Here is a 20,333-nt window from a genome sequence, read left to right on the forward strand (position 1 = left end):
GTTCGGCAGGGCGCATGACGGGCAGGGGCCGGGAGGCCCGTGGTGCGTCCGTCAGGCGTCGAACCGCCCGTAGGTGTTCAGCACGTTCCCCTTGCTCGTCACGGTGCTGTCGACCAGACGCAGGCGCGTGGGCGGGTCGGTCGGTTCGAACAGCCGCCGGCCACGGCCGGCGATCGCCGGGTGGATCATGAGCTGCAGTTCGTCGAGGACCCCGGCGAACAGCAGGCTGCGGACGAGCGTGACACTGCCGCACACGGCGATGTCGGCTCCGTCGCGCTGCTGCAGGTCGCGGACGAACGCGGGGACGTCGCCCGGGATCCGGGTGCTGTTCTGCCAGGTCAGGTCGTCGCCGAGCGTGGTGGAGGCCACGTGCTTCTCGATCGGGTTGATCCACTGCCCGAAGGGGTCCTCCGGGTGGGCCGGCCACCAATCGGACCACTCGAGGTAGCTGTTCCGGCCGAGCAGCACGGTGTCGGTGCGGGCCGTGAAGGCACCCATCGCGGCACCGAGCTCGGCGTCGAAGCTGTCGTACTGGAACTCGTAGGGGTCCTGCACGACGCCGTCGACCGACGTGAACAGACCGGCAGTGGTCTTCCGCATGGTCCGGACCGTACGCGCTGGTCAGCTCCCGGTGCCGTTGCCCGGGAACCGGTCCGTGCCCGGCACCCGGGTCGTGGACTGTGACCGATCGGCGCCGATCGCGTGGCCGACGGCGAACCCGACGCCGCCACCGACGAGCAGCGCTGCGAGTGCGACGGCGGCGGCGAGCACCGGCCAGAACCACGGGGGCTTCGGGCCGGTGCTCCGGCGGTCGCCCGTGGTTCCGGCTCCGTACCAGGGGGTGGTGCCGTTCGGGGCGCCGGGGTTCCAGGCTCCGGTGTCGGCGCGGTACGGCTGCTGCTGCTGCTGCTGCTGCGGCTGCGGCGGCTGTTGCTGCGCGAGCGCGGGCCCGTCGAGCGTGGCGGTCGACGTCGGGGTGGCGTCCCAGCCGGTCGGCGTCGTCGCCCGGTTCGCCGGGACGGAGCCGTCCGGTTCGTGGCCGTTGGTGGGAGTGGTGTCGCTCATGCCAGCACTCCACACGGCCCGGCTGTGGGCAGCCGATGACCAGGCTGACCCGGTGCTGCGAACCGCCGCGTAGCCTCGGCTCGTGCGCGCTGCTGTGGAGACCGTCCGGATCGACGGGCTGCCCGTGCGCCTGCACACCATGCCGTCGCGCGGGCCGCTCCGCGACGAGGCCGACCCCTCCGTCGTGTTCGTCCACGGCATCGGGATGTCCCACCGGTCCTTCGCCCGGTCGCAGCGCGCCGTCGCCGCCGAGCACCACACGATCAGCGTCGACCTGCCGGGGTTCGGCTGGTTGCCCGCGGCCGGTCGGTGGCTGTCGATCGAAGAGCTCGGCGACGTGGTGGTGCGGGCCGTCCGACACCTGGTCGACGATGACCTGGTGCTCGTCGGGCAGTCGATGGGCACGCAGGTCGTCATCGAGTCCGCCCGCCGTCACCCCGACGCCGTCACGGCGATCGTGCTCGTCGGTCCGGTGATCGACGCCGAGCGGCGATCGCTCCCGATGCAGGCGCTCGACCTGGGCCGCGACGGCTTCGTCGAGGGGTCCGGATGAACACGGTCCTGGTCACCGACTACCTCCGGAGCATGCGCCAGTACCTGCGCGAGCTCGGGCCGATGCTCCGCTACCCGGCCGAGCAGACGATCACCGAGGTCACGCAGCCCGTCCTCGTCGTCCGCGGCACCCAGGACCCCATCGCGCGGCACGACTGGTCGGCCCGGCTCGCGGCCGCTGCGCCGGACGGCACCTTCGTGGAACTGGCGGGGCCGCACCACGTGCAGGAACGGCAGCCGGACGCGCTCGCACGACTCCTCGAGACGTTCCGCAGCGCCGAGCGCCTGGAGGGACTCCGATGACCCGGCCGGCCACGTCGGGGACCGAGGCGGCGCGGACGACGCGATCCGGGCCTCCAGGCCGTGTCCCGCTGGTGCGGCGTGCCTGCTGGGCCGCACTCGACTGGGGGTACGCGGCCCGGTGGCAGGTACGGAGCCTCGGCCCGACCACCGCGGACGACTACCGGACCGGCGACGGGCAGCCCGTCGTCGTGGTCCCCGGCGTCTACGAGACCTGGCACTTCATGCGGCCGCTGATGGACGCGCTCCACGACCGGGGACACCCGGTGCACGTGCTGCCGGTCCTGCGGCACAACCTGCGACCCGTGCCGGACTCGGCGCGTGCGGTGATGGCGTACCTGCAGGAACAGGACCTGCGGAACGTGCTCGTGCTCGCGCACAGCAAGGGCGGGTTGATCGGCAAGTACGCGATGACGCAGCTCGACCAGCACGAGCGGATCGACCGGATGGTCGCGGTGTCGACGCCCTTCGCGGGGTCGGTCTACGCGCGGTTGGCGCCGGTGCCGCACCTGCGGGCCTTCCGGGCGGCGGACCCGGTGTTGGCGGGACTGGCGCGGGAACTCGATGCCAACGCGCGGATCACGTCGGTGTACGGGGTGTTCGACACGCTCATCCCGGAGGGCAGCGAACTGCAGGGCGCGACGAACGTGCGGTTGCCGGTGGGCGGGCACTTCCGGATCCTCGGCGATGCGCGGACGCGGTCGGCGGTGCTGGCGGCTGCGGCTGACGGCTGTTCCGGCCGAGACTCGGCCTGACGGACAGTTCTCGCTGTTCCGAGGGCGCCGACTGTCCGCCGGGCCGAGACTCGGCCGACGCGCTCAGCGGGCAGCGACGCTCGCGCGCTCGACGATCCGGTGCGGCACGACGACGGTCTCCGGCGCGGCACTGCGGTCCGCGATCCGCCGGGTCAGCAGGTCGAGCGCCGCCGTCGCGAAGGCCCGACGGTCGAACGACACCGTGCTGAGCGACGGGATCGCGTACGCGGCCGCGTCGACGTCGTCGAACCCGATGACGCTGACCTGCTCGGGCACGCGGACGCCGCGGTCGGCGAGGACGTGCAGCACCCCGAACGCGATCGAGTCGGTGAAGGCGAAGACGGCGTCGGGCAGGGGGTGCTCGTCGAGCCAGGCCGCGAAGGTCGTCGCCGCGGCGCTCGTGGTCCACGCCGGCAGCGGGACGCGGAGCGACGGGTCGGGTGTGATGCCTGCTGCGGTGAGCGCTGCGGTGTACCCGCGTTCGCGGAGCTCGCTCGTCGCCGTCGCAGCCCCCTCCGGTGACGCGCCGACGATCGCGATGCGCCGGTGCCCGTGGGCGATGAGGTGTGCGGTGACCTGCTCGGCCGCCGCACGGCTGTCGACGTGCACCTGGTCGACGTGCTCGGGCTCGACCTCGCCGATGACGACGGTCGGCGGCAGCCCCTCGGTCGAGGCCAGGACACTCGCGCTGAGCGACACCGGGTTGAGGATCAGACCGTCCACCAGGTGTGCGCGGGCGCGGGACACCAGTTCGCGTTCGAGAGTCGGGTCGTTGCCGGTCTGCTCGAGCTGCACGACCCAGCCGCGTTCGCGGGCGAGTTCCACGAACGACTGCGCGAGTTCGGCGGAGTAGGCGCTGCCCATCTCCGGCAGCGTCAGCGCGATCGCTCCCGAGCGGCCGTTCCGCAGCCCGCGGGCGGACAGGTTCGGCACGTAGTCGAGCTCGGCGACCGCGCGCTCGACGCGTTCACGGGTCTCCGGGCGCACGACGACGCCGCCGTTGACGACGTTGGAGACGGTCTTCGGCGACACCCCGGCGAGGGCGGCCACGTCCCGCACGGTTGCGCGCATCGGGACGAGCGTAGCGCGGGGGCGGTGCTCAGTCCGCGACCTGCACCGGGACCGTCCGGCCCGTCCGCACCGACTCCTGTGCCGCCAGCACGATCGACAGCGTCCGCAGGCCGACCCCGACGTCCGGCTGCGGCTGCTCCCCGGACACCACGGCCGCCAGGAACGTCCGGAGCATCGGCACGTCGTGGTCGGGCCCGTACCGGAGCTCGATCGGCCGGCCGCCCAGCGCGTCGAGCCCGCGAGCAGCCGCCCCGAAGAAGTCCACCGACACCGTGCCGCCCGTCCCGGCGACGTCGAGCGTCAAGCCGCCCCACACCGGCGACGTGTCCGGTCGGCTCCACGAGCAGTCGATCGCCGCGATGGTGCCGTCGTCGTACGTGATGGTCACCAGGCCCGCGGTCTCGGCGTTCGCTCGGTCGGCGTGCAGCACCTGGTTCGCGACGGCGGTGACGGACACCGGCGTCGCTCCGGTCAGCCCGTCGATCAGGTCGGCGACGTGCACGACGTGGTCGACGAGGGCGCCGCCTCCGCTCAGCCGGACGTCGGTGAACCAGTCGCGGGCGAGCGGCAGCATGCCGTTGTTCGCGCCCCGCACCGAGAACACCGTGCCGAGTGCGCCCGAGTCCCGCGTCGCCCGCAGCCGGTCGAACGCCGAGGCGAACCGCACCGGGAACGCCATCATCAGCAGCACTCCGGCGCGGTCCACGGCATCGCGGATGGCGAGGCCGTCCTGCCACGAGGTCGCGATCGGCTTCTCGCAGAGCACGTCTGCCCCCGCTGCCGCCGCGAGCTCGACGAACTCGCGGTGCCGGGCGTTCTCGCTCGTGACGATCACCGCGTCCGGGCCCCAGGCGAGCAGTTCGTCGACGGAGTCCGCGTACCCGGCGCCGAGCGCGCGTGCCAGTTCGGCTCCGCGCAGGTCGCCGAGTTCCGTCCCCGTGGACACCCCGCCCGGGTCCGTGCCGCGCACCTCGACGTCGGGCATGGCCGCCAGGGCGCCGAGGTAGCTGATGGCGTGCGTGTGGGCGAACGAGAGCACACCGATCCGGAGCGTCACCGTGCGACCTCGACCGGCTGGCCGGACTCGATCGACTCGATCGCCGCGTTCGCGATCCGCACCGCGGCGACGCCGTCGTCGACGGTGACCCGGGGTGGCCGACCGCCGTCGAACGCGGCGAGGAAGTCGGTGAGCTCCAGCGCGTACGGGTCGGCGGCCGGGTCGACCGGCGGCAGGAAACCGTCGACGGACGCCGGCGCCGCCAGGTCGCTCCGGGTGTCCTCCTCGGCCCGGGAGGAGTGCGACAGGCTGCCGAGCGTCCCCGTCACCGAGTACTCCGTCGTGAAGGCCAGGTGCTGCGGCCCCCACAGCCCGGCGACGTGGCTGATCGCGCCCGACTCGTGCGTGAGCAGGACGTGCGCCGCCTCGACCGGCTCCGCCTCGGACCCCGCGCGGACGCTCACCGCCGACACCCGGGTCACCTCGCCCGCCACCCAGCGCGCGATGTCCAGGTCGTGGATCATCTGGTCCATCACGATCCCGCCCGACAGCGCGCGGTCGCCGAACCAGGAGACGTGGGTGGGGAAGGCGCCGGACCGCGAGAACCGCAACACCGCCAGGTCGCCCAGGAGGCCCGTGGTCGCGGCCTCGTGCAGGCGCGCGTACGCGGGGAACCAGCGCACCACCTGGGCCGGGTAGAGCTGGACGCCCGCGTCCGCAGCGCGGGCCGCCAGGTCCGCCGCGTCCGCGTCGGTCCGGGCCAGGGGCTTCTCGGAGACGACGTCCTTGCCGGCGGCGATCGCCGCGCGGACCACCTCGGCGTGAGCGTGTGTCGGGACCACGACGTCGACGACGTCGACCGCGGCGAGGAGCTCGTCGAGGCTGTCGGCGACGGTGATCGTGCTGCCCTCGGCGCGGGCGGTGTCGGTGAAGGCGTCGACGAGTTCGTGGGCGCCCTCGCGAGCGTGCACCACCACATCGCCCAGGCGGAGCAGTCCGGGCAGGTGCGCGACGGAGATGCCGCCCGCGCCGACGAGCCCGATGCGTTTCCGGGCGAGGGGCTCCGACTGTGGCGTCATGGGGTCAGCGTAGGAGATGCGGTCCGAGGACGGGCAGGGTCAGCCGAGCCAGCCAGGGTCGGTGAAGAGCTCCTCGAGCTCGCGCAGCAGCCGGGTCGTGTGGAAGCCGTCGGCAGCGGCGTGGTTGACGTGCAGCGCCAGGGGGAGCAGCGTCCGGTCGCCAGCGGTCCGGTACCCGCCGAGCGTGATGATCGGCAGCAGGTGGTCCCAGCCGTCACGCACCTGCAACGAGAACCCGGTGAACGACGCCCCCGGCAGGGTCGACACGTCGAACACGTTGCCGGGGCGGTCGTCCTGCGGGAACATCCGGGTGTCGTCGCGGTGCCGCTCGATCGTCGACACTGCGGCATCGTGGAAGGTCCCGAAGTCCTCGTCGTACGGCACGACCAGGGCGGAGAACGTCTCGGTGTCCGGGTGGAACACGGTGAACATCGGGTGGACGCGGTCCCACACGGCGGGGGAGCCGTCGTCCAGCAGCTGCATCCGGAACTCGTCGTGCCGGTTCACCACGGTCGCGATGGCCCAGAGCTGTGACGCGTAGGTCCGTCGGCCGGTCGAACGGACGCGTTCGACGAAGGCGGTGACGTCGAGCTCGACGGTCACCTCGTACGCGCACGGCACCCGCTGCCGGTAGTGCTCGAAGTGCTCGCGGCGGGCCCACTGGTCGACGTCGATCGCCCGGAGTTCGGTCATGGCTCCACCCTCGTGCGGGATCGCTTCCCTACGGTGGAGCCATGCCGACGCTCGAACGTGTTCCCGCCCTGGTCGCCACCGGATTCCTCGCGATCCCCGTCGCTGAAGCCCTCGTCGCGTTGCCGAGCGACGTCCTGACGAAGATCGAGGGCGCACCGATCGACGCCGACCTGGCCGACACCGCCGCGTTCTCGGAGGCGTACGGCTACCCGCTGGCCGGCGGCGCCAACTGCATCGTCGTCGCGGGGAAGCGCGGCGACGAGGTCCGTTACGCCGCCTGCGTCGTCCTGGCATCGACGAAGCTCGACGTCAACCGCGTCGTGAAGCAGCTGCTCGACGTCCGCAAGGCGAGCTTCGCCCCGATGGACGAGGCGGTCGAGCTGACCGGCATGGAGTACGGCGGCATCACGCCGATCGGACTGCCGTCGTCGTGGCCGCTCTACATCGACGCGCGCGTCCTCGACGCCCCCGAGGTCGTCATCGGCGCCGGGCGCCGCGCCGCGAAGCTGTTCCTGCCCGGCGCCGCACTCACCGCGCTGCCGAACGTCACCGTGGTCGAGGGCCTGGCGACCGAACCGGTCAGTCCGACGGCCGGATGAGGCAGAACGGGTGGCCCGCGGGGTCGAGGTAGACGCGGAACGTCTCCGTGCCCGACCCCGTGGCCGTCGCGCCGATCGCGAGCACCGCGGCCTCGCCGTCGTCCAGGTCGTCGACCTTCACGTCGAGGTGGCTCTGCTGCGGGACCGTCTGCCCGGGCCATTCCGGCGGCTGGTAGTCGTCGACCTGTTGGAACGCCAGGATCGGACGGTGGTCGGTGAACGGGAGGGCGAGCTCCGCCCAGTCCTCGTCGAAGCCGACGATCTCCCCGCCGAGCAGCTCGGCGTAGAAGCGGGCGAGGGCGCGGGTGTCCGGGCAGTCCAGGACGACGACGTCGAGTGTGCCGATCATGGCCGACACGGTAGACCCATCAGCGCGCCGCGGTCAGGGCCTTCGTGATCCGCTGCAACGAGACGGTCTCGGCGGTCCCGAGTTCCTGCGCGAACAGGCTGAGCCGGAACTCCTCGAGCATCCACCGCGCGTGCACGAGCTCCGGGTGCGCCCCGACCGCGGGCGGGAAGACACCGCCAGCGTCGGTGTAGCGGTCGGTCGCCACGGTGACCTCGCGCATCCACGTGGCGTCGCGCCCGGGATTCTGCAGCAGCTTCTGCACGCGCGCCTCGATGCCCTGCAGGTACACGCGGATCCGACGCAGGCGGTCGAGCCCCGCGACGGCGACGAACCCGGGGAACACCAGGCGCTCCATCTGCTGCCGCATGTCGCTCAGGGCGGCGAGCAGCGACATCGAGTTCGCCTGCTTGAGCGCTCGTTCGGCGGAGCGTTGCGCGGCGAGCACCGCCGCGACCTCGGACACCGCGGTGAACATCGTGTCGACGACGGTGGCCGACACGGCATCGCGGACGGCCTCGAACCCGGCCTTCGTGAAGACCATGCCGTCCGGGTGGGCCCGACGGATGCCGGCGTCGACCACGGCGGCCAGGACGTCGTCGAACAGCGCGGCGGTCGACGGGTAGGGGCTGGCGGCGAGCGCGAGCTTCTCCTGCGCGGTCAGGTGCGACTGGATGTACGACACGGGCGACGGCACCGCGTGCATCACCAGACGACGGACCCCGGCGGGCATCCGGACGACGCGGTCGGAGGGAGTGGCGAGGAGCTGCACGCCGACGGTCGCCTTCGGACCGGTGCCTTCCTCGACCAGGGACGGGTAGGCGCGGATGACACCGCCCGCCTGCTTGGTGTCGAGGGTCTGCGGCAGGTCCTGGTCGGGCCAGGCGGTGAGTCCGGACTGTTCCAGCGGACGACCGGCACCGGCGGACGCGACGCGAGCCGCGCCTCCTGACCGTCCCGTGCCCTTCGCCGTGGCGGAGGCGACGCTCTGCTGGGTCCGGTCCTTGAGCTTGGTCTGCAGGGCCCCCAGGTCCTTGCCGGTCTCGACCCGGCGACCGCGCTCGTCGACCACCGCCCACGTCGGCAGCAGGTGTGCGGGGACGCGGGTCAGGTCGAAGTCGGACTCGGAGACCGGCACGTAGGTCATGCGCTGGATGGCCCTGGCGAGGGTGGCGCGGAACGACTCCGTCGGCTCGGTCGGGGCGTCGTCGGGCAGTTCGGCGACGATCTTCTCGGCCCAGTCGGCCGCCGGCACCACGTTCTTGCGGATCTGCTTCGGCAGCGACTTGATGAGCGCGGTGACGAGTTCTCTCCGGAGGCCACGGACCTGCCAGTCGAAGCCCTCCTCGCGCATCCGGGGCAGGAGCGCGAGGGGGACCTGCACGCTCACGCCGTCGTCCTGGGCGCCGGGCTCGAAGCGGTACTGGATGGCGAGGCGCTGGTCGCCGCTGTGCCACTGGGTCGGGTACTCGACGTCGTCCTCGGCCGCTTCGGCTGCGGATTCGTCCAGCAGGTCCGACCGGCGCATCGTGAGCAGGTCCGGCTGCTCGCGGCGGGTGGTCCGCCACCACCCCTCGAAGTCGCGGGTCGTCGCGACGTCGGCCGGGATGCGGGCGTCGTAGAACTCGTAGACGTTCTCGTCGTCGAGCAGGATGTCGCGGCGACGGGTGCGTTCCTCGAGCTGCTCGAGTTCCTTGCGGAGCTTCCGGTTGGCGCGGTCGAAGGCCTGCTGCGATTCCCACTCGCCCTCGACCAGGGCGTGCCGGATGAACAGCTCGCGGGAGTGTTCCGGGTCGATCCGCGAGTACTGCACGCGGCGGCGCTGCACGATCGGGACGCCGAACAGGGTCACGCGCTCGTAGGCGACGACCGCGCCCTGCTTCTTCTCCCAGTGCGGCTCGCCGTAGGTGCGCTTGAGCAGGTCACCGGCGAGCGGTTCCACCCACGCGGGGTCGATCCGGCCGACGGTGCGGGCGAAGAGCCGGCTCGTCTCGACGAGCTCGGCGGCCATCACCGCGTCGGGCTGCTTCTTCGCGAGCACGCTGCCCGGGAACACCACGAACCGGGTGTTCCGGGAGCCGAGGTAGTCGCGCTTCTCGCGGTCGCGCAGCCCGATCTGGCTGAGGAGTCCGGAGAGCAGGGCCCGGTGCACGGCGTCGCCGTCCTCGGAGCGTGCCTGCCCGACACGGACGTCGACCTGCTTCGCGGCGCGGGAGAGCTGCCGGTACAGGTCCTGCCACTCGCGGATGCGCAGGTAGTTGAGGAACTCGGCCTTGCACAGCCGCCGGAACGCGCTCGACGACAGTTCCTCCTGCTGCTCCTCGATGTGGTTCCAGAGGTTCAGCAGGGTCAGGAAGTCACTCGTCGGGTCGGCGAAGCGGGCGTGCAGCTGGTCGGCGTGCGCACGCTTCTCGAGGGGGCGCTCGCGGGGGTCCTGGATGCTCAGGGCGCTGACGATGGCGATGACCTCGCGCCCGACGCCTTGGCGCCCGGCTTCGAGCACCATGCGACCGAGGCGGGGGTCGATCGGCAGCCGGGTCAGCTGCCGCCCGGACTTCGTGATGCGGCCGTCCTTGTCGACGGCGCGGAGTTCGCGCAGCAGGTCGAGGCCGTCCTTCACGCCCCGGCTGTCCGGCGGCTGCAGGAACGGGAACGACTCGATGTCCCCGAAGCCGAGCGAGATCATCTGCAGGATCACCGCGGCCAGGTTCGTCCGGAGGATCTCGGGGTCGGTGTACTCGGGGCGACGGCCGAAGTCGTCCTCCGAGTAGAGCCGGATCGCGATGCCGGCACTCGTGCGGCCCGCTCGGCCGGAGCGCTGGCTGGCGCTGGCCTGCGAGATCGCCTCGATCGGCAGACGCTGCACCTTGGCCCGCGGGGAGTACCGCGAGATGCGCGCCGTCCCGGTGTCGATGACGTACTTGATGCCGGGTACGGTGAGCGAGGTCTCGGCGACGTTCGTGGCGAGGACGACACGACGGCGGACGCCCGGGGTGTGCCGGCGCTCGAAGACGCGGTGCTGGTCGGCGGCGGACAGCCGGCCGTACAGCGGCAGGACCTCGGTGCCCGGGTAGCGCTTGCCCTCGATCGCGTCCTGCGCGTCGCGGATCTCGTTCTCGCCGGACAGGAACACGAGCACGTCGCCCGGGTCCTCCTGCGCCAGCTCGTCGAGGGCGTCGGTGATGCCCTGCAGGGTGTCGCGGTCGTCGGCAGCGTTGCCGCTGTCACCGGTGCGGGAGTCCGACTCGTCGTCGGCGTCGTCGTCCTGGTCTTCGGCGACGAGGGGGCGGTACCGGATCTCGACCGGGTAGGTGCGGCCGGACACCTCGATGATGGGGGCGTCGTCGAAGTGCTTCGAGAACGACTCCGGGTCGATCGTCGCACTCGTGATGATGAGCTTCAGGTCGGGGCGCCGGGGGAGCAGCCGCTTCAGGTAGCCGAGCAGGAAGTCGATCGTCAGGGACCGCTCGTGCGCCTCGTCGATGATGATCGTGTCGTACCGCTTGAGGTCGCGGTCGAAGTGGATCTCGTTCAGCAGGATGCCGTCGGTCATCAGCTTCACGCGGGTCTCGGAGCTGACCTTGTCGGTGAACCGGACCTGGTAGCCCACGAGTCCGCCGAGTTCGCCGCCGCCCAGTTCTTCCGCCACACGCTCCGCGATGGTCCGGGCTGCGATCCGACGGGGCTGGGTGTGCCCGATGTGCTCCCGACCGAGCTCGAGGCAGATCTTCGGCAGCTGGGTCGTCTTGCCCGAGCCGGTGGCCCCGGCGACGATGACCACCTGGTTGTCACGGATGGCAGCCGCGATGTCGTCCCGCCGCTGCGAGACCGGCAGTTCGGGCGGGTACGTGATGACGGGCAGCGGAGAAGACATGAGCATTCCAGGATACAGGCGCGCCGGGAGGGAGGGGCGTCAGACGATCTGCCCGGCCAGCGCGTCCGCCGACCGGGACGGCAGGTCACACACCCGGTCGTGGCAGACGTACGCAGCGGGGTCGAGCACATCGCGTCCCTCGAACAACGAGAACCCCGCCGCGGCCCAGTCGCGGGCCTGTTCCGGCGTGGTGGTGGCGACGACCGTGCCGGGGCGCCGAGCACGGTGTGCAACGGCCTGCATCGGATCGTCGGTGCTGCTCGTGACGACGACGATCTCCCGTGACGGGCGCTGCAGGGCGAGGGCGACACCGAGGGCGTCCGCGTGGCCCAGGGGGCGTTCGGTCCCGGTGCGGGCCCGGTCGGCGACGAGTCGTGCCGCGGCGGTCCGCAGTTCCTGGTCGCCCGTCAGCGCCCCGAGTGTCGCGGCGGCCGATGCCAGCGCCACCGTGCCGGACCGCATCGCGGTCTGCGGCTGTTCGCCGGTGGCCGTCCCCGCAGCGGCCAGCACCGGGTCGACGTCGAAGCGCTCGGCCAGACCGTCGTCGACGAGCGAGCGTGCGACGGTCGCGTAGGAGACCTCGCCCGTCACCAGGGCCAGTTCGAGCAGCCCTTCGGCCAGCAGTCCGACGTCCTCGACGGTGGCCGGTGCCGAGGACACCCCGCGCGGTGTGCTGGACCGCACCGACACGTGGCCGTCCTGCACGTGGGCGGCGAGGACCGCGTCGGCCGCACCCCGGGCGAGCGCGACGAGTTCCGGATCACCGTGCCGTGCGCCGGCGATCGCGAGCCCCCGGATCGCCAGGCCGTTCCACCCCGTGAGCACCTGGTCGTCCAGCGGTGGTGGGTCGAGCTGTGCGCGCTCGGCGATCGGTCGGCGGTACCACTCGCCCTCGACCCGACGGCCGTCGATGGTCGATTCGCTGTCCTGTGCGGCGACGAACGCCCCGTCGGCGCGGCGCAGGGTGTCCCGCAGGAAGTCGGCGATGCCACGGGCCTGCTCGGCACCGGCGACCGCGAGCAGCCCCGCGTTGTCGGAGAGCATCCGTTCGTAGTGCGGCACGCTCCAGTCGCGCCTGGTGGCGTACCGGAAGACACCGCCGTCGGCGTCGGTCAGCTCGGACGCGCGGATCGCGTGCAACGAGCGGTCGAGCAGCCCGTCGGCCTCGGCGTCGCCGTCGGCCGCCGCGTCGGCGAGGAACTCGAGCAACGGCGTGCTCGGGAACTTCGGCGCGCCGCCGAAACCACCGTAGGTGGTGTCCTCTGCTTGCAACAGCTGGCTCGTGACGGCCCGGACGGTGTCGACGGACGGGAGGCCCGGGTCGGCTCCGGCACCGCTCTCGCCCGAGCGGGCGGTCGCGTCCGCCACGGCACCCTGCCGGATCGCCGTCGCGATGGCCGAGGCGTTCGCGTCGACCTCGTGCCGACGTTCGGTCCAGGCGTCGAGCACTGCTGCCAGGATCTGCCGGAACGCCGGGACCTGCCCGACGGGAGTGGGTGGGAAGTACGTCCCCGCGAAGAAGACGTGGCCGTCGGGCGTCAGGAACGTCGTCAGCGGCCAGCCGAGCTGCTGCGTGAACGCACTCGCCGAGGCCATCAGGCTCGCGTCGACGTCCGGCCGTTCTTCGCGGTCGACCTTGACCGACACGAAGTCCTGCCGGAGCAGCTCGCCGATCTCTGGGTCGGCGAAGCTCTCGCGCGCCATGACGTGGCACCAGTGGCACGTGGCGTACCCCACGGACACCAGCACCGGGACCCCGCGCTCGCGTGCTTCGGCGAAGGCTTCGGGGCCCCATTCGCGCCAGTCGACCGGGTTGTCGGCGTGCAGCCGCAGGTAGGGGCTGACCGAGGTGCCGAGGCGGTTGTCGTTCATGGCTCCAGCGTGCCCTCAGGCGACTGGACGGACCACCGCTCGGGGGGATCTGTGGACGAGCTGCGCGCTGTGCACAGGCTGCGCAGGGGGATCAGCGCGGGAGCCATCCCGTGAGCGACGCGAGCCGTGCGGCCACCTGGGCGGGGCTCTGGCTGTCCGTGTCCACCCGGGTGACGGTGTCCGCGGTGGCCGAGTCGAGCCTCCCGGCCGTCCGCGTGCTGTGCGCGAGCTGCGCCTGCGGGACCGCGCCACCCGCCCGTCGTGCGAGCCGGTCGGCGGTCGTGTCGTCCGCGGCACGGAGCAGGACGACACGCACCAGCGGGTCGTCGCCCATCGCCGCAGCGAGGCGCTCGTGTTCGAGCACGGACACGGTGTTCGTGTAGACGAGCCGGTGGTGTCCGATCGCCCGGTAGCCGGCCCAGAGCGCGGCGAGGTTCCGCTCCGTCAGGTGCGCCTCGGGGTGTTCGACGTGCGGTGCCGGGTGGGCCAGGTCGAGCAGGTCGCCCTCGATCACCGCGTGCCGGACGTCCGCCGCGACGAGCAGGTCGTGCAGCGCCTCGGCCGCCGTCGACTTGCCCACGCCGGAGCGTCCGCCGATGAACAGGACCTCGGACCGGAACACCGTGTCAGCCCAGGTCGAGGGAGAGGAGTGCGAGTGCGGCGTCCTCGGGACCGTAGTCGAACAGGTGCTCCCAGAAGGGGTCGTCGGCCCACGGCACGTCGCCGTCCGCAGGGGTGGCGCGGGCGGTCTCGACGAGCCAGTCGAGTTCGGGGAGGACGGCGGTCGCGAACTCCGGCGGTTCCCATCCCAGTGCACGTGCCGCCGTGGTGTCGAGGACGAACGGCGGTCGTGACGACCACGGCGTGCCGCCGACGAAGGCGGGCGCGTCCTCGTCGAGCAGGACCTCGTCGAACCGGTGGTCCAGGTGCCCGCCGATGGTCCGGACGATCTCGAGCGCGGTCGGGGCCGAGGCGTCCGCGACGTTGAGGATCCGGCGGTCCGGCGCGTCCGCGACCACACGGACGAGCGAGCCGATGCCGCTCGCCGCCGTCGTGTGGTCGACGCCGCGGCCGTGGTCGGCGAGCAGGACGCGTTCCCGGCCGTCGAGCACACGGCGGACGACGAACCACTCCCGTGGGCGGCCGATGCCGACGCCGTACACCTTGGACGGGCGGAGCACCGTGACCGGGGCACCGTGGTCGAGCAGGACCTGCTCGGCCGCCACCTTCGCGGCGCCGTAGCCGTCACGACTCGTCGGGTCGCCGTCGCCGGCGGTGACCGTGGGCTGGATCTCGGTGACCGCGCCGCCGAACACCGGCTTGTCGAGCGAGTTCGCGTGCCGCCCCTGCTCGTCGGCGTACACCGACCTGGACGACACGAAGACCGTCGAGCCGACGTCGTCGAGGAACGGCAGGAGCTGCTGGGCGTCGTCACGGGTCAGGCCGACGGTGTCGACGAGCAGGTCGGCTCCCGGGCGCAGCAGGTCGCGCAGGACGGACCGGTCGCGGCGGTCGCCGGACGTGAACGTGGCGCCGGAGGCGGTCAGAGCGTCCGCAGCGGGGCCGCCCCGGCGGGCCAGGACGTCCACCTGCCAGTCGTCGCCGCCCCGGCCGGACGCGTCGAGGAGCTCGCGTGCGACCGCCGAACCGATGCCGCCGGTGCCGCCGAGGATGACCGCGCGTCTGGTGCTCATGGTGCAACGGTAGTGCGGCGCGGCCGTCGGCCGGCGGCAGTCAGCCGGCCGCAGTCAGTCGGCGGCCGCCGGCCAGGTGCGGCCGTCGTTCCGCGATCGGATCGGTCAGGACGCCAGTTGCTCGTGCCGCCACCAGTCGGCCAGCGAGCCGTCGTAGACCTGCACCCGGTCGTGCCCGAGCACCGTCAGGGCCAGGGCGTCGACGCACGCGGCGCTGCCCACCCCGCAGTAGGTGACGATCTCGTCGGCGCCGATCACCGCGGCGAAGGCCCGCTCGAGTTCGGCCCCGCGCAGGTACGCGTTCGTCTCGGGGTCCACCAGCGAGTCCGCCGTGATCGGGGTGCTGCCCGGCACGATCGGCGGGTGGTCGTCGCCCAGGGCAGCCCACGAGGCGGCGAACACCAGGGACGCCGGCTCTTCGCCGGAGACGGCACGGGTCACGCGGTCGTGGTCGGCCCAGAGCGCGCGTTCTTCGCCGGCCAGGAACGCGCCGGCGTCTGGGCCGGACGGCGCCGCCGGCGCGCGGAGTGCACCCACGCGGACCGGCCGGCCTTCGTCGCGCCACTTCGTGAAGCCGCCGTCGAGCACCGCGACCGAGTCGAAGCCGAACGAGCGGAAGATCCACCACAGGCGCGCCGACCACTCACCGACGCTGTCGTCGTAGATGACCACGGTCGACGTGTTCGTCACGCCGAGCTGCCCCGCAGCGGCCTCGAAGCGCTCGGCACCGGGGCGGGTGAAGGGGACGTCGGCGTCGGCGGCCGAGAAGGCGTCGATCAGGTCCGCGAAGCGGGCGCCGGGAACGTGGCCGCGCTGTTCGTGGGCGTCGCGTCCGGGCAGCCAGGTGGTGTCGAACCCGGCCCCGACCGTGTGCACCGAGGCGTCGAGCACGACGAGCTCGTCAGCACCGAGGTGGTCTGCGAGCCACTGCGTCGACACGAGTGGTGAGGTCAGGACGGGGGCCATGCGGGCCACCATAATCCGCACCCCTGACGTGGGCCAGAGTCGTGGACACACGGCGCAACCGGGGGTGCGTGTGTGGGCGGTGACCGACGGTGCACCAGCCGTTCGACGAGTGGTCTGTCGGAACATGCGTGGGCACCGAGTGCGTGCGCATCCGTCGACGATGCACGCGTTGTTCGACAGGTGGATCGTCGTGAAACGGGTGTCGCCGCAGCCCCCCCCCGCACAACGGCCTACCCCGGCAGTACCGGAGCGGGCCGAAGCGCAGCGCGAGCGTCAGTGCGCGGCGGCGGGGATGCTCCCGGTCGTCGCGGACCCGGCGCGGGCGAGCCGCTCGAGCCGGACCGACTGCCGGTTGATGAGCAGTCCGCCGGCCAGGGCGACGAGCACGAGCACGCCGGCCGAGATGCCGAACGCCACGTGGTACCCGTCGAGCGTGGCCTGGGCCTGCTGCAGCTTCGTCGGGGCGGCGGACAGCCCGGACAGGCTGTTCGACACCACGTCGGCGAAGATCGTCGACAGCAGGGCCGTGCCGATCGAGCCACCGATCTGCTGCATGGTGTTGACGGTTGCCGAGGCCACACCGGCGTCGGCCCGGGCGACCCCGGTGGTCGCGGTGTTCATGGCGGACGAGAAGATCGTGCCCATGCCGAGACCGATGACGATCAGCGCCGGCAGGACGGTGCCCGCGTAGGAGCTGTCCAGGTCGGTGCGGAGCAGCAGGAGCAGTCCGGTCGCGGCGACCAGGCCACCGGCGAAGATGAGGATCTTCGGCCCGACGCGCGGCAGCAGGCGGCCACCGATCTGCGTCGCCGAGATCATGATCGACAGCGGCATCGGCAGGAACGCGAGACCGGTCTGCAGCGAGCTGAAGCCCAGGGTCTGCTCCAGGTAGTAGGTCAGGAACAGGAAGATGCCGAACATGCCGATCGCGACGAGGCCGATCGCGATGAACGAGCCGCCGCGGTCACGGTCGAGCACGACGCGCAGGGGCAGCAGCGGGTGGGCGACGCGGGTCTCGATGAACACGAACGCGGCGATCAGCACGACACCACCGGCGAGCATGGCGATCGTGACGGGGGAGTCCCAGCCGTTCGTCTCGGCGTTCGAGAAGCCGTAGACGACGCCGACCAGACCGAGCGTGATGGTGATGACGCCGAGCACGTCGATGCGCGGACGCTCGACCTTCGGCGGCTTCTCCATGAAGACGAGGGCGCCGATCACGCCGAGCACGGCGAAGACGACGTTGACGTAGAGGCACCAGCGCCAGGACGCGTACTCGGTCAGCACGCCGCCGAGCAGCAGGCCGATGGCCGCGCCGGAGCCGGCGATGGAGCCGAAGATGCCGAACGCGCGGCCACGTTCCTTGGGGTCGCGGAACGTGGTGGTCAGCATGCCGAGTGCGGACGGGGCGAGCAGCGCGCCGAAGACGCCCTGCAGTGCGCGGGCCGCGACGAGCAGGCCGAACGAGTCGGCCAGGCCACCGAGCACCGAGGCGACGGCGAAGCCGACGAGCCCGATGATGAAGGTGTTCTTGCGTCCGAACAGGTCGCCGAGGCGCCCGCCGAGCAGCAGCAGCGAACCGAAGGCCAGCGAGTACGCGGTGACGATCCACTGTCGCTGGTCGGTGCCGAAGTCCAGGTCGGCCTGGGCCGAGGGCAGGGCGATGTTCACGATGGTCGCGTCGAGCACGACCATCAGCTGTGCGAGGGCGATGACCGCCAGGGCGATCCAACGGTGGTTGCTCTTGGCGGGGGTGGTGCCCGGAGTCGTGGGTGCTGTCCCGGTGGGGGTCGGCACGGTGTGTTCTGCCGTCACGGCAGCCTCCTCGAGAAGGTTGGAGGGTGAGGTGGAGGTGCGCGCCGTCGGGCACTCCGGTGGTGTGGTGGTGACGAAACCGGATGCGAGGCATCCGTTTGTGGCCAGTGTAGACCGAAACGGAAGGATGGCATCCACTTGTTCCCAGAAAGTGCAACTACGGTCAGATCGTGAGCACCACCGAGTCCGCGTCCGACCTCGAGCGACCGCTGCGCGCCGACGCTGCGCGCAACCGCGAGCTGATCCTGCAGACGGCACGCAAGTGCTTCGCGGAACGCGGACTCTCCGTCACGCTGAACGACATCGCGCACGAGGCCGGTGTCGGCGTCGGCACCGTCTACCGCCGGTTCGCCGACAAGGACTCCCTGATCGAGGCGCTGCTCGCCACCAAGTTCGAGGCCATGAACGACGCCGCAGCGCGCGCCGCGGACGTGTCCGACCCGCGTGAGGCACTCCGGGTCTACCTGATGGGCGTCTTCGCGTTCCGCGCCCGCGACCGTGCCCTCGCCGACGCCATCGTCCGTGCCGGCAAGGCCCGCCCGTCCATCGTGCAGGAGCGCGACCGGCTCGAACGTCAGGTCGCCGCGATCATCGGCCGTGCCGAGACCGCCGGCGTCGTCCGGACGGGCTTCGACTACCGCGACCTGCCGATGCTCACGGCGATGGTCGGCGCGGTCGCCGACGCCACCCGCGAACACGACCCGGACGCCTGGCGCCGCTACGCGGAGCTCCTGATCCAGGGTGTCCTGCCGGGCACGGACGACACCGCGCCGATGCTCGGCGACCCGCTCGACCGCGAGTCCATCGAACGCGCGCTGCACGCGCAGTCCTGACCACTGCGGTCTGGAGGCCCGTGGCGGCGCCGCCACGGGCCTCCAGACCGGCGGTGGTCGCCACCAGCGCGCCCACCGCGACGGGCGCGGCCGGACCGGCCGGACCTGCCGGCTAGAGCCAGCTGGGGATCCAGTAGTGCGACCGGACGAAGTCCCACGGCACCTGCATCGCCGTCCACATCGGGTACCAGTAGACCGAGGCGAGCACGACGACGCCCAGGTACACGCCGATCCACAGGATCGCCCGCGACCGGCGTGACCGTTCGTCGCTCCGCCTGCCGAGCACCAACCCGATCGCGGCGGCCAGCGCCATCACCATGTAGGGCTCGAAGGCGATCGTGTAGAACTGGAACACCGTCCGGTCGACGTACATCAGCCAGGGCAGGTACCCCGCCCCGACGCCGAGCAGGACGAAGCCGTACTCCCACTTCCGGCGCAGGACCCAGAGCACGAGCAGCGCCACCGTCGCGATGACCGAGGCGTACCAGATGAACGGGTTCGCGATGCCGGTGATCGCCTCGCCGCAGCGGTCCGCCCAGCAGCCGTCCTGCCCGGCGTCCGTGCCGACGTAGAACATCGACGTGGGGCGCTGCATCACGAGCCAGAGCAGCGGGTTCGCCTGGTACGAGTGCGGGGTGTGCAGCCCGATGTTGAAGGCGTAGATCTCCGACTGGTAGTGCCACCAGTTCTGCAGGCTGTCCGGCACCCAGGCGAGGAGCCCCGTCCACCGTTCGCCGCCCGACGACAGCCAGTTGCGGTCCCAGCCGTCCTTCGACACGAACCATCCGGTCCACGACGCCACGTAGGTCACCGCGGCGATCGGCACGGTCAGCAGGAACGACACCGGTGCCTGCTGCAGCAGCGCGCTCGACGACCAGAACTCCACCCCGGCCCGGCGGCGCATCATCAAGTCGCTCAGCACCGAGTACACGGCGAAGAACGCCAGGAAGTACATCCCCGACCACTTCGTCGCCGCCGCCAGCCCGAGGGCCAGGCCCATCGCGAACAACCACGGTCGCCACCAGAGCACCGGCCCCCACAGGGTGGTCCGGCCGGCGGCGGCGCGGTCGGCGACCCACGCGTCGAGCCGTCGTTGGCTGTGCCGCCGGTCGAGCAACAGCGCGCCGAAGCCCAGGATCACGAAGAACGTCAGGATGCCGTCGAGCAGCGTCACCCGCGACATCACGATGGCCTGCCCGTCGATCGCGAGCAGGAAGCCGGCGAGCGTGCCGATCATCGTCGAGCGGAACAGCGACCGGGCGATCACCGCGGTGAGGAACACCGTCGCGATGCCGAGCACGGCCACCGTGAAGCGCCAACCGAACGAGTTGTCCGCCCCGAACAGCAGCATCCCGAGGCCGATCAGGTACTTGCCGAGCGGCGGGTGCGCGATGAACTCAGCGGCACTCGTGAAGACGTCCGTCTCGCCGCGGACGAACCGGTCGTCGGTCGTCGGGGCGCCGTCACCGCTCGGGTTCGCGGGCCAGGTGCCCTCGTACCCCAGGTGCACGATCGACCAGCCGTCCTTGACGTAGTACGTCTCGTCGAACACGAGCGAGTGCGGGTTGCCGAGGTTCACCAGCCGCAGCACGGCGGCGAGGAGCGTCACGGCGAGCGGACCCGTCCACCGCCACACGGCGACCCGCTGCGACGTGGAGAGCACCCGCCCCCACCAGTCGTCCAGGCGCGAGCCGATCGGCCCGTCGGGCACGGCCGTGCGGTCGTCGGTCAGCTCGCTGGTCATCGCTGAGCATCCTACGGATCGACCTCTGTCCCCGCTGCGACGGGCGTGCACGCGCCGCGCGGCCGCGCTGGACGACGC

At 71.9% G+C, this 20,333-nt stretch carries 19 protein-coding genes; 5 read left to right on the forward strand and 14 right to left on the reverse strand.

All coding sequences use genetic code 11. From position 1 onward, the window contains the following. Positions 1-51: 51 nt before the first annotated feature. Entirely contained in the window at positions 52-600 is a 549-nt protein-coding gene (locus ASF75_RS07310; protein ID WP_056070136.1) for a dihydrofolate reductase family protein, read from the reverse strand. 21 nt (positions 601-621) lie between these two features. Then, on the reverse strand, positions 622-1,065 hold the full coding sequence (locus ASF75_RS07315) for a hypothetical protein (RefSeq protein ID WP_056070139.1): 444 nt from the start codon (positions 1,063-1,065) through the stop codon (positions 622-624). 82 nt (positions 1,066-1,147) lie between these two features. Between ASF75_RS07315 and ASF75_RS07320 the strand changes: the two genes are divergently transcribed. From ASF75_RS07320 to ASF75_RS07330, 3 genes are read left to right on the forward strand one after another with little or no spacing between them, the layout of a single operon-like run. Further along, positions 1,148-1,618 (forward strand): alpha/beta fold hydrolase, encoded by a 471-nt coding sequence (locus tag ASF75_RS07320; protein ID WP_156463823.1) that lies wholly within the window; start codon positions 1,148-1,150, stop codon positions 1,616-1,618. Next, positions 1,615-1,920: an alpha/beta fold hydrolase gene (locus tag ASF75_RS07325; RefSeq protein ID WP_056070145.1), complete on the forward strand. Its 306-nt coding sequence runs from the start codon at positions 1,615-1,617 to the stop codon at positions 1,918-1,920. Before ASF75_RS07320 ends, ASF75_RS07325 begins: the two co-directional genes overlap by 4 nt. Then, positions 1,917-2,672, forward strand: coding sequence for an esterase/lipase family protein (locus ASF75_RS07330; RefSeq protein ID WP_228499901.1), 756 nt, complete (start codon positions 1,917-1,919; stop codon positions 2,670-2,672). The genes ASF75_RS07325 and ASF75_RS07330 overlap by 4 nt, the downstream gene beginning before the upstream one ends. Positions 2,673-2,735: 63 nt before the next feature. On the opposite strand, the gene ASF75_RS07335 is transcribed toward ASF75_RS07330, so the two are convergent. The 4 genes from ASF75_RS07335 to ASF75_RS07350 are packed head-to-tail and all read right to left on the reverse strand — an operon-like array spanning position 2,736 to position 6,512. Beyond that, the gene (locus ASF75_RS07335) at positions 2,736-3,743 is read right to left on the reverse strand and encodes a LacI family DNA-binding transcriptional regulator (protein ID WP_056070147.1); all 1,008 of its coding nucleotides are present in this window, start codon (positions 3,741-3,743) and stop codon (positions 2,736-2,738) included. 28 nt (positions 3,744-3,771) lie between these two features. Then, positions 3,772-4,800 carry a Gfo/Idh/MocA family protein gene (locus ASF75_RS07340; protein ID WP_056070155.1) on the reverse strand — a complete coding sequence of 343 codons (1,029 nt, stop codon included), beginning with the start codon at positions 4,798-4,800 and terminating at the stop codon, positions 3,772-3,774. Continuing rightward, on the reverse strand, positions 4,797-5,819 hold the full coding sequence (locus tag ASF75_RS07345; protein WP_056070158.1) for a Gfo/Idh/MocA family protein: 1,023 nt from the start codon (positions 5,817-5,819) through the stop codon (positions 4,797-4,799). The genes ASF75_RS07340 and ASF75_RS07345 overlap by 4 nt, the downstream gene beginning before the upstream one ends. Before the next feature lie 39 nt (positions 5,820-5,858). Further along, positions 5,859-6,512 carry a CatA-like O-acetyltransferase gene (locus ASF75_RS07350; protein ID WP_056070160.1) on the reverse strand — a complete coding sequence of 218 codons (654 nt, stop codon included), beginning with the start codon at positions 6,510-6,512 and terminating at the stop codon, positions 5,859-5,861. A 41-nt stretch (positions 6,513-6,553) separates the two neighbouring features. On the opposite strand from ASF75_RS07350, the gene ASF75_RS07355 reads away from it, so the two are divergent. Beyond that, positions 6,554-7,111 carry a YbaK/EbsC family protein gene (locus tag ASF75_RS07355; RefSeq protein ID WP_056070162.1) on the forward strand — a complete coding sequence of 186 codons (558 nt, stop codon included), beginning with the start codon at positions 6,554-6,556 and terminating at the stop codon, positions 7,109-7,111. Here the strand turns inward: ASF75_RS07355 and ASF75_RS07360 are convergent. From ASF75_RS07360 to ASF75_RS07390, 7 genes are all read right to left on the reverse strand, one after another. Beyond that, positions 7,092-7,460 (reverse strand): VOC family protein, encoded by a 369-nt coding sequence (locus tag ASF75_RS07360; protein ID WP_056071006.1) that lies wholly within the window; start codon positions 7,458-7,460, stop codon positions 7,092-7,094. The two genes, ASF75_RS07355 and ASF75_RS07360, sit on opposite strands and share 20 nt — an antisense overlap. Positions 7,461-7,479: 19 nt before the next feature. Continuing rightward, positions 7,480-11,331 carry an ATP-dependent RNA helicase HrpA gene (gene hrpA / locus ASF75_RS07365; RefSeq protein WP_056070165.1) on the reverse strand — a complete coding sequence of 1,284 codons (3,852 nt, stop codon included), beginning with the start codon at positions 11,329-11,331 and terminating at the stop codon, positions 7,480-7,482. Positions 11,332-11,370: 39 nt separating this feature from the next. Next, positions 11,371-13,203: a thioredoxin domain-containing protein gene (locus tag ASF75_RS07370; RefSeq protein WP_056070176.1), complete on the reverse strand. Its 1,833-nt coding sequence runs from the start codon at positions 13,201-13,203 to the stop codon at positions 11,371-11,373. Between the two features lie 91 nt (positions 13,204-13,294). Further along, entirely contained in the window at positions 13,295-13,825 is a 531-nt protein-coding gene (locus ASF75_RS07375) for an AAA family ATPase (RefSeq protein WP_056070178.1), read from the reverse strand. 4 nt (positions 13,826-13,829) lie between these two features. Beyond that, positions 13,830-14,897, reverse strand: coding sequence for an NAD-dependent epimerase/dehydratase family protein (locus ASF75_RS07380; RefSeq protein WP_056070180.1), 1,068 nt, complete (start codon positions 14,895-14,897; stop codon positions 13,830-13,832). A 105-nt stretch (positions 14,898-15,002) separates the two neighbouring features. After that, positions 15,003-15,863, reverse strand: coding sequence for a sulfurtransferase (locus ASF75_RS07385; protein ID WP_159556077.1), 861 nt, complete (start codon positions 15,861-15,863; stop codon positions 15,003-15,005). A 273-nt stretch (positions 15,864-16,136) separates the two neighbouring features. After that, positions 16,137-17,678 (reverse strand): MFS transporter, encoded by a 1,542-nt coding sequence (locus tag ASF75_RS07390; protein WP_017886960.1) that lies wholly within the window; start codon positions 17,676-17,678, stop codon positions 16,137-16,139. A 170-nt stretch (positions 17,679-17,848) separates the two neighbouring features. Between ASF75_RS07390 and ASF75_RS07395 the strand changes: the two genes are divergently transcribed. Next, positions 17,849-18,511: a TetR/AcrR family transcriptional regulator gene (locus ASF75_RS07395; RefSeq protein ID WP_017886959.1), complete on the forward strand. Its 663-nt coding sequence runs from the start codon at positions 17,849-17,851 to the stop codon at positions 18,509-18,511. A 112-nt stretch (positions 18,512-18,623) separates the two neighbouring features. Here the strand turns inward: ASF75_RS07395 and ASF75_RS07400 are convergent, their stop codons facing one another. After that, positions 18,624-20,255 carry a dolichyl-phosphate-mannose--protein mannosyltransferase gene (locus ASF75_RS07400; protein ID WP_056070184.1) on the reverse strand — a complete coding sequence of 544 codons (1,632 nt, stop codon included), beginning with the start codon at positions 20,253-20,255 and terminating at the stop codon, positions 18,624-18,626. Positions 20,256-20,333: the final 78 nt, after the last annotated feature.

The organism is Curtobacterium sp. Leaf154, assembly GCF_001424595.1.
GTDB lineage: Bacteria > Actinomycetota > Actinomycetes > Actinomycetales > Microbacteriaceae > Curtobacterium > Curtobacterium poinsettiae.

What these genes read in the sequence shown, in the direction of transcription:
- ASF75_RS07345 (WP_056070158.1), bottom strand. Translation starts at nt 5,819, where the DNA reads ATGACGCCACAGTCGGAGCCCCTCGCCCGGAAACGCATCGGGCTCGTC.
- ASF75_RS07315 (WP_056070139.1), bottom strand. Translation starts at nt 1,065, where the DNA reads ATGAGCGACACCACTCCCACCAACGGCCACGAACCGGACGGCTCCGTC.
- ASF75_RS07360 (WP_056071006.1), bottom strand. Translation starts at nt 7,460, where the DNA reads ATGATCGGCACACTCGACGTCGTCGTCCTGGACTGCCCGGACACCCGC.
- ASF75_RS07380 (WP_056070180.1), bottom strand. Translation starts at nt 14,897, where the DNA reads ATGAGCACCAGACGCGCGGTCATCCTCGGCGGCACCGGCGGCATCGGT.
- ASF75_RS07400 (WP_056070184.1), bottom strand. Translation starts at nt 20,255, where the DNA reads ATGACCAGCGAGCTGACCGACGACCGCACGGCCGTGCCCGACGGGCCG.
- ASF75_RS07325 (WP_056070145.1), top strand. Translation starts at nt 1,615, where the DNA reads ATGAACACGGTCCTGGTCACCGACTACCTCCGGAGCATGCGCCAGTAC.
- ASF75_RS07330 (WP_228499901.1), top strand. Translation starts at nt 1,917, where the DNA reads ATGACCCGGCCGGCCACGTCGGGGACCGAGGCGGCGCGGACGACGCGA.
- ASF75_RS07350 (WP_056070160.1), bottom strand. Translation starts at nt 6,512, where the DNA reads ATGACCGAACTCCGGGCGATCGACGTCGACCAGTGGGCCCGCCGCGAG.
- ASF75_RS07355 (WP_056070162.1), top strand. Translation starts at nt 6,554, where the DNA reads ATGCCGACGCTCGAACGTGTTCCCGCCCTGGTCGCCACCGGATTCCTC.
- ASF75_RS07385 (WP_159556077.1), bottom strand. Translation starts at nt 15,863, where the DNA reads ATGGCCCCCGTCCTGACCTCACCACTCGTGTCGACGCAGTGGCTCGCA.
- ASF75_RS07335 (WP_056070147.1), bottom strand. Translation starts at nt 3,743, where the DNA reads ATGCGCGCAACCGTGCGGGACGTGGCCGCCCTCGCCGGGGTGTCGCCG.
- hrpA (WP_056070165.1), bottom strand. Translation starts at nt 11,331, where the DNA reads ATGTCTTCTCCGCTGCCCGTCATCACGTACCCGCCCGAACTGCCGGTC.
- ASF75_RS07370 (WP_056070176.1), bottom strand. Translation starts at nt 13,203, where the DNA reads ATGAACGACAACCGCCTCGGCACCTCGGTCAGCCCCTACCTGCGGCTG.
- ASF75_RS07310 (WP_056070136.1), bottom strand. Translation starts at nt 600, where the DNA reads ATGCGGAAGACCACTGCCGGTCTGTTCACGTCGGTCGACGGCGTCGTG.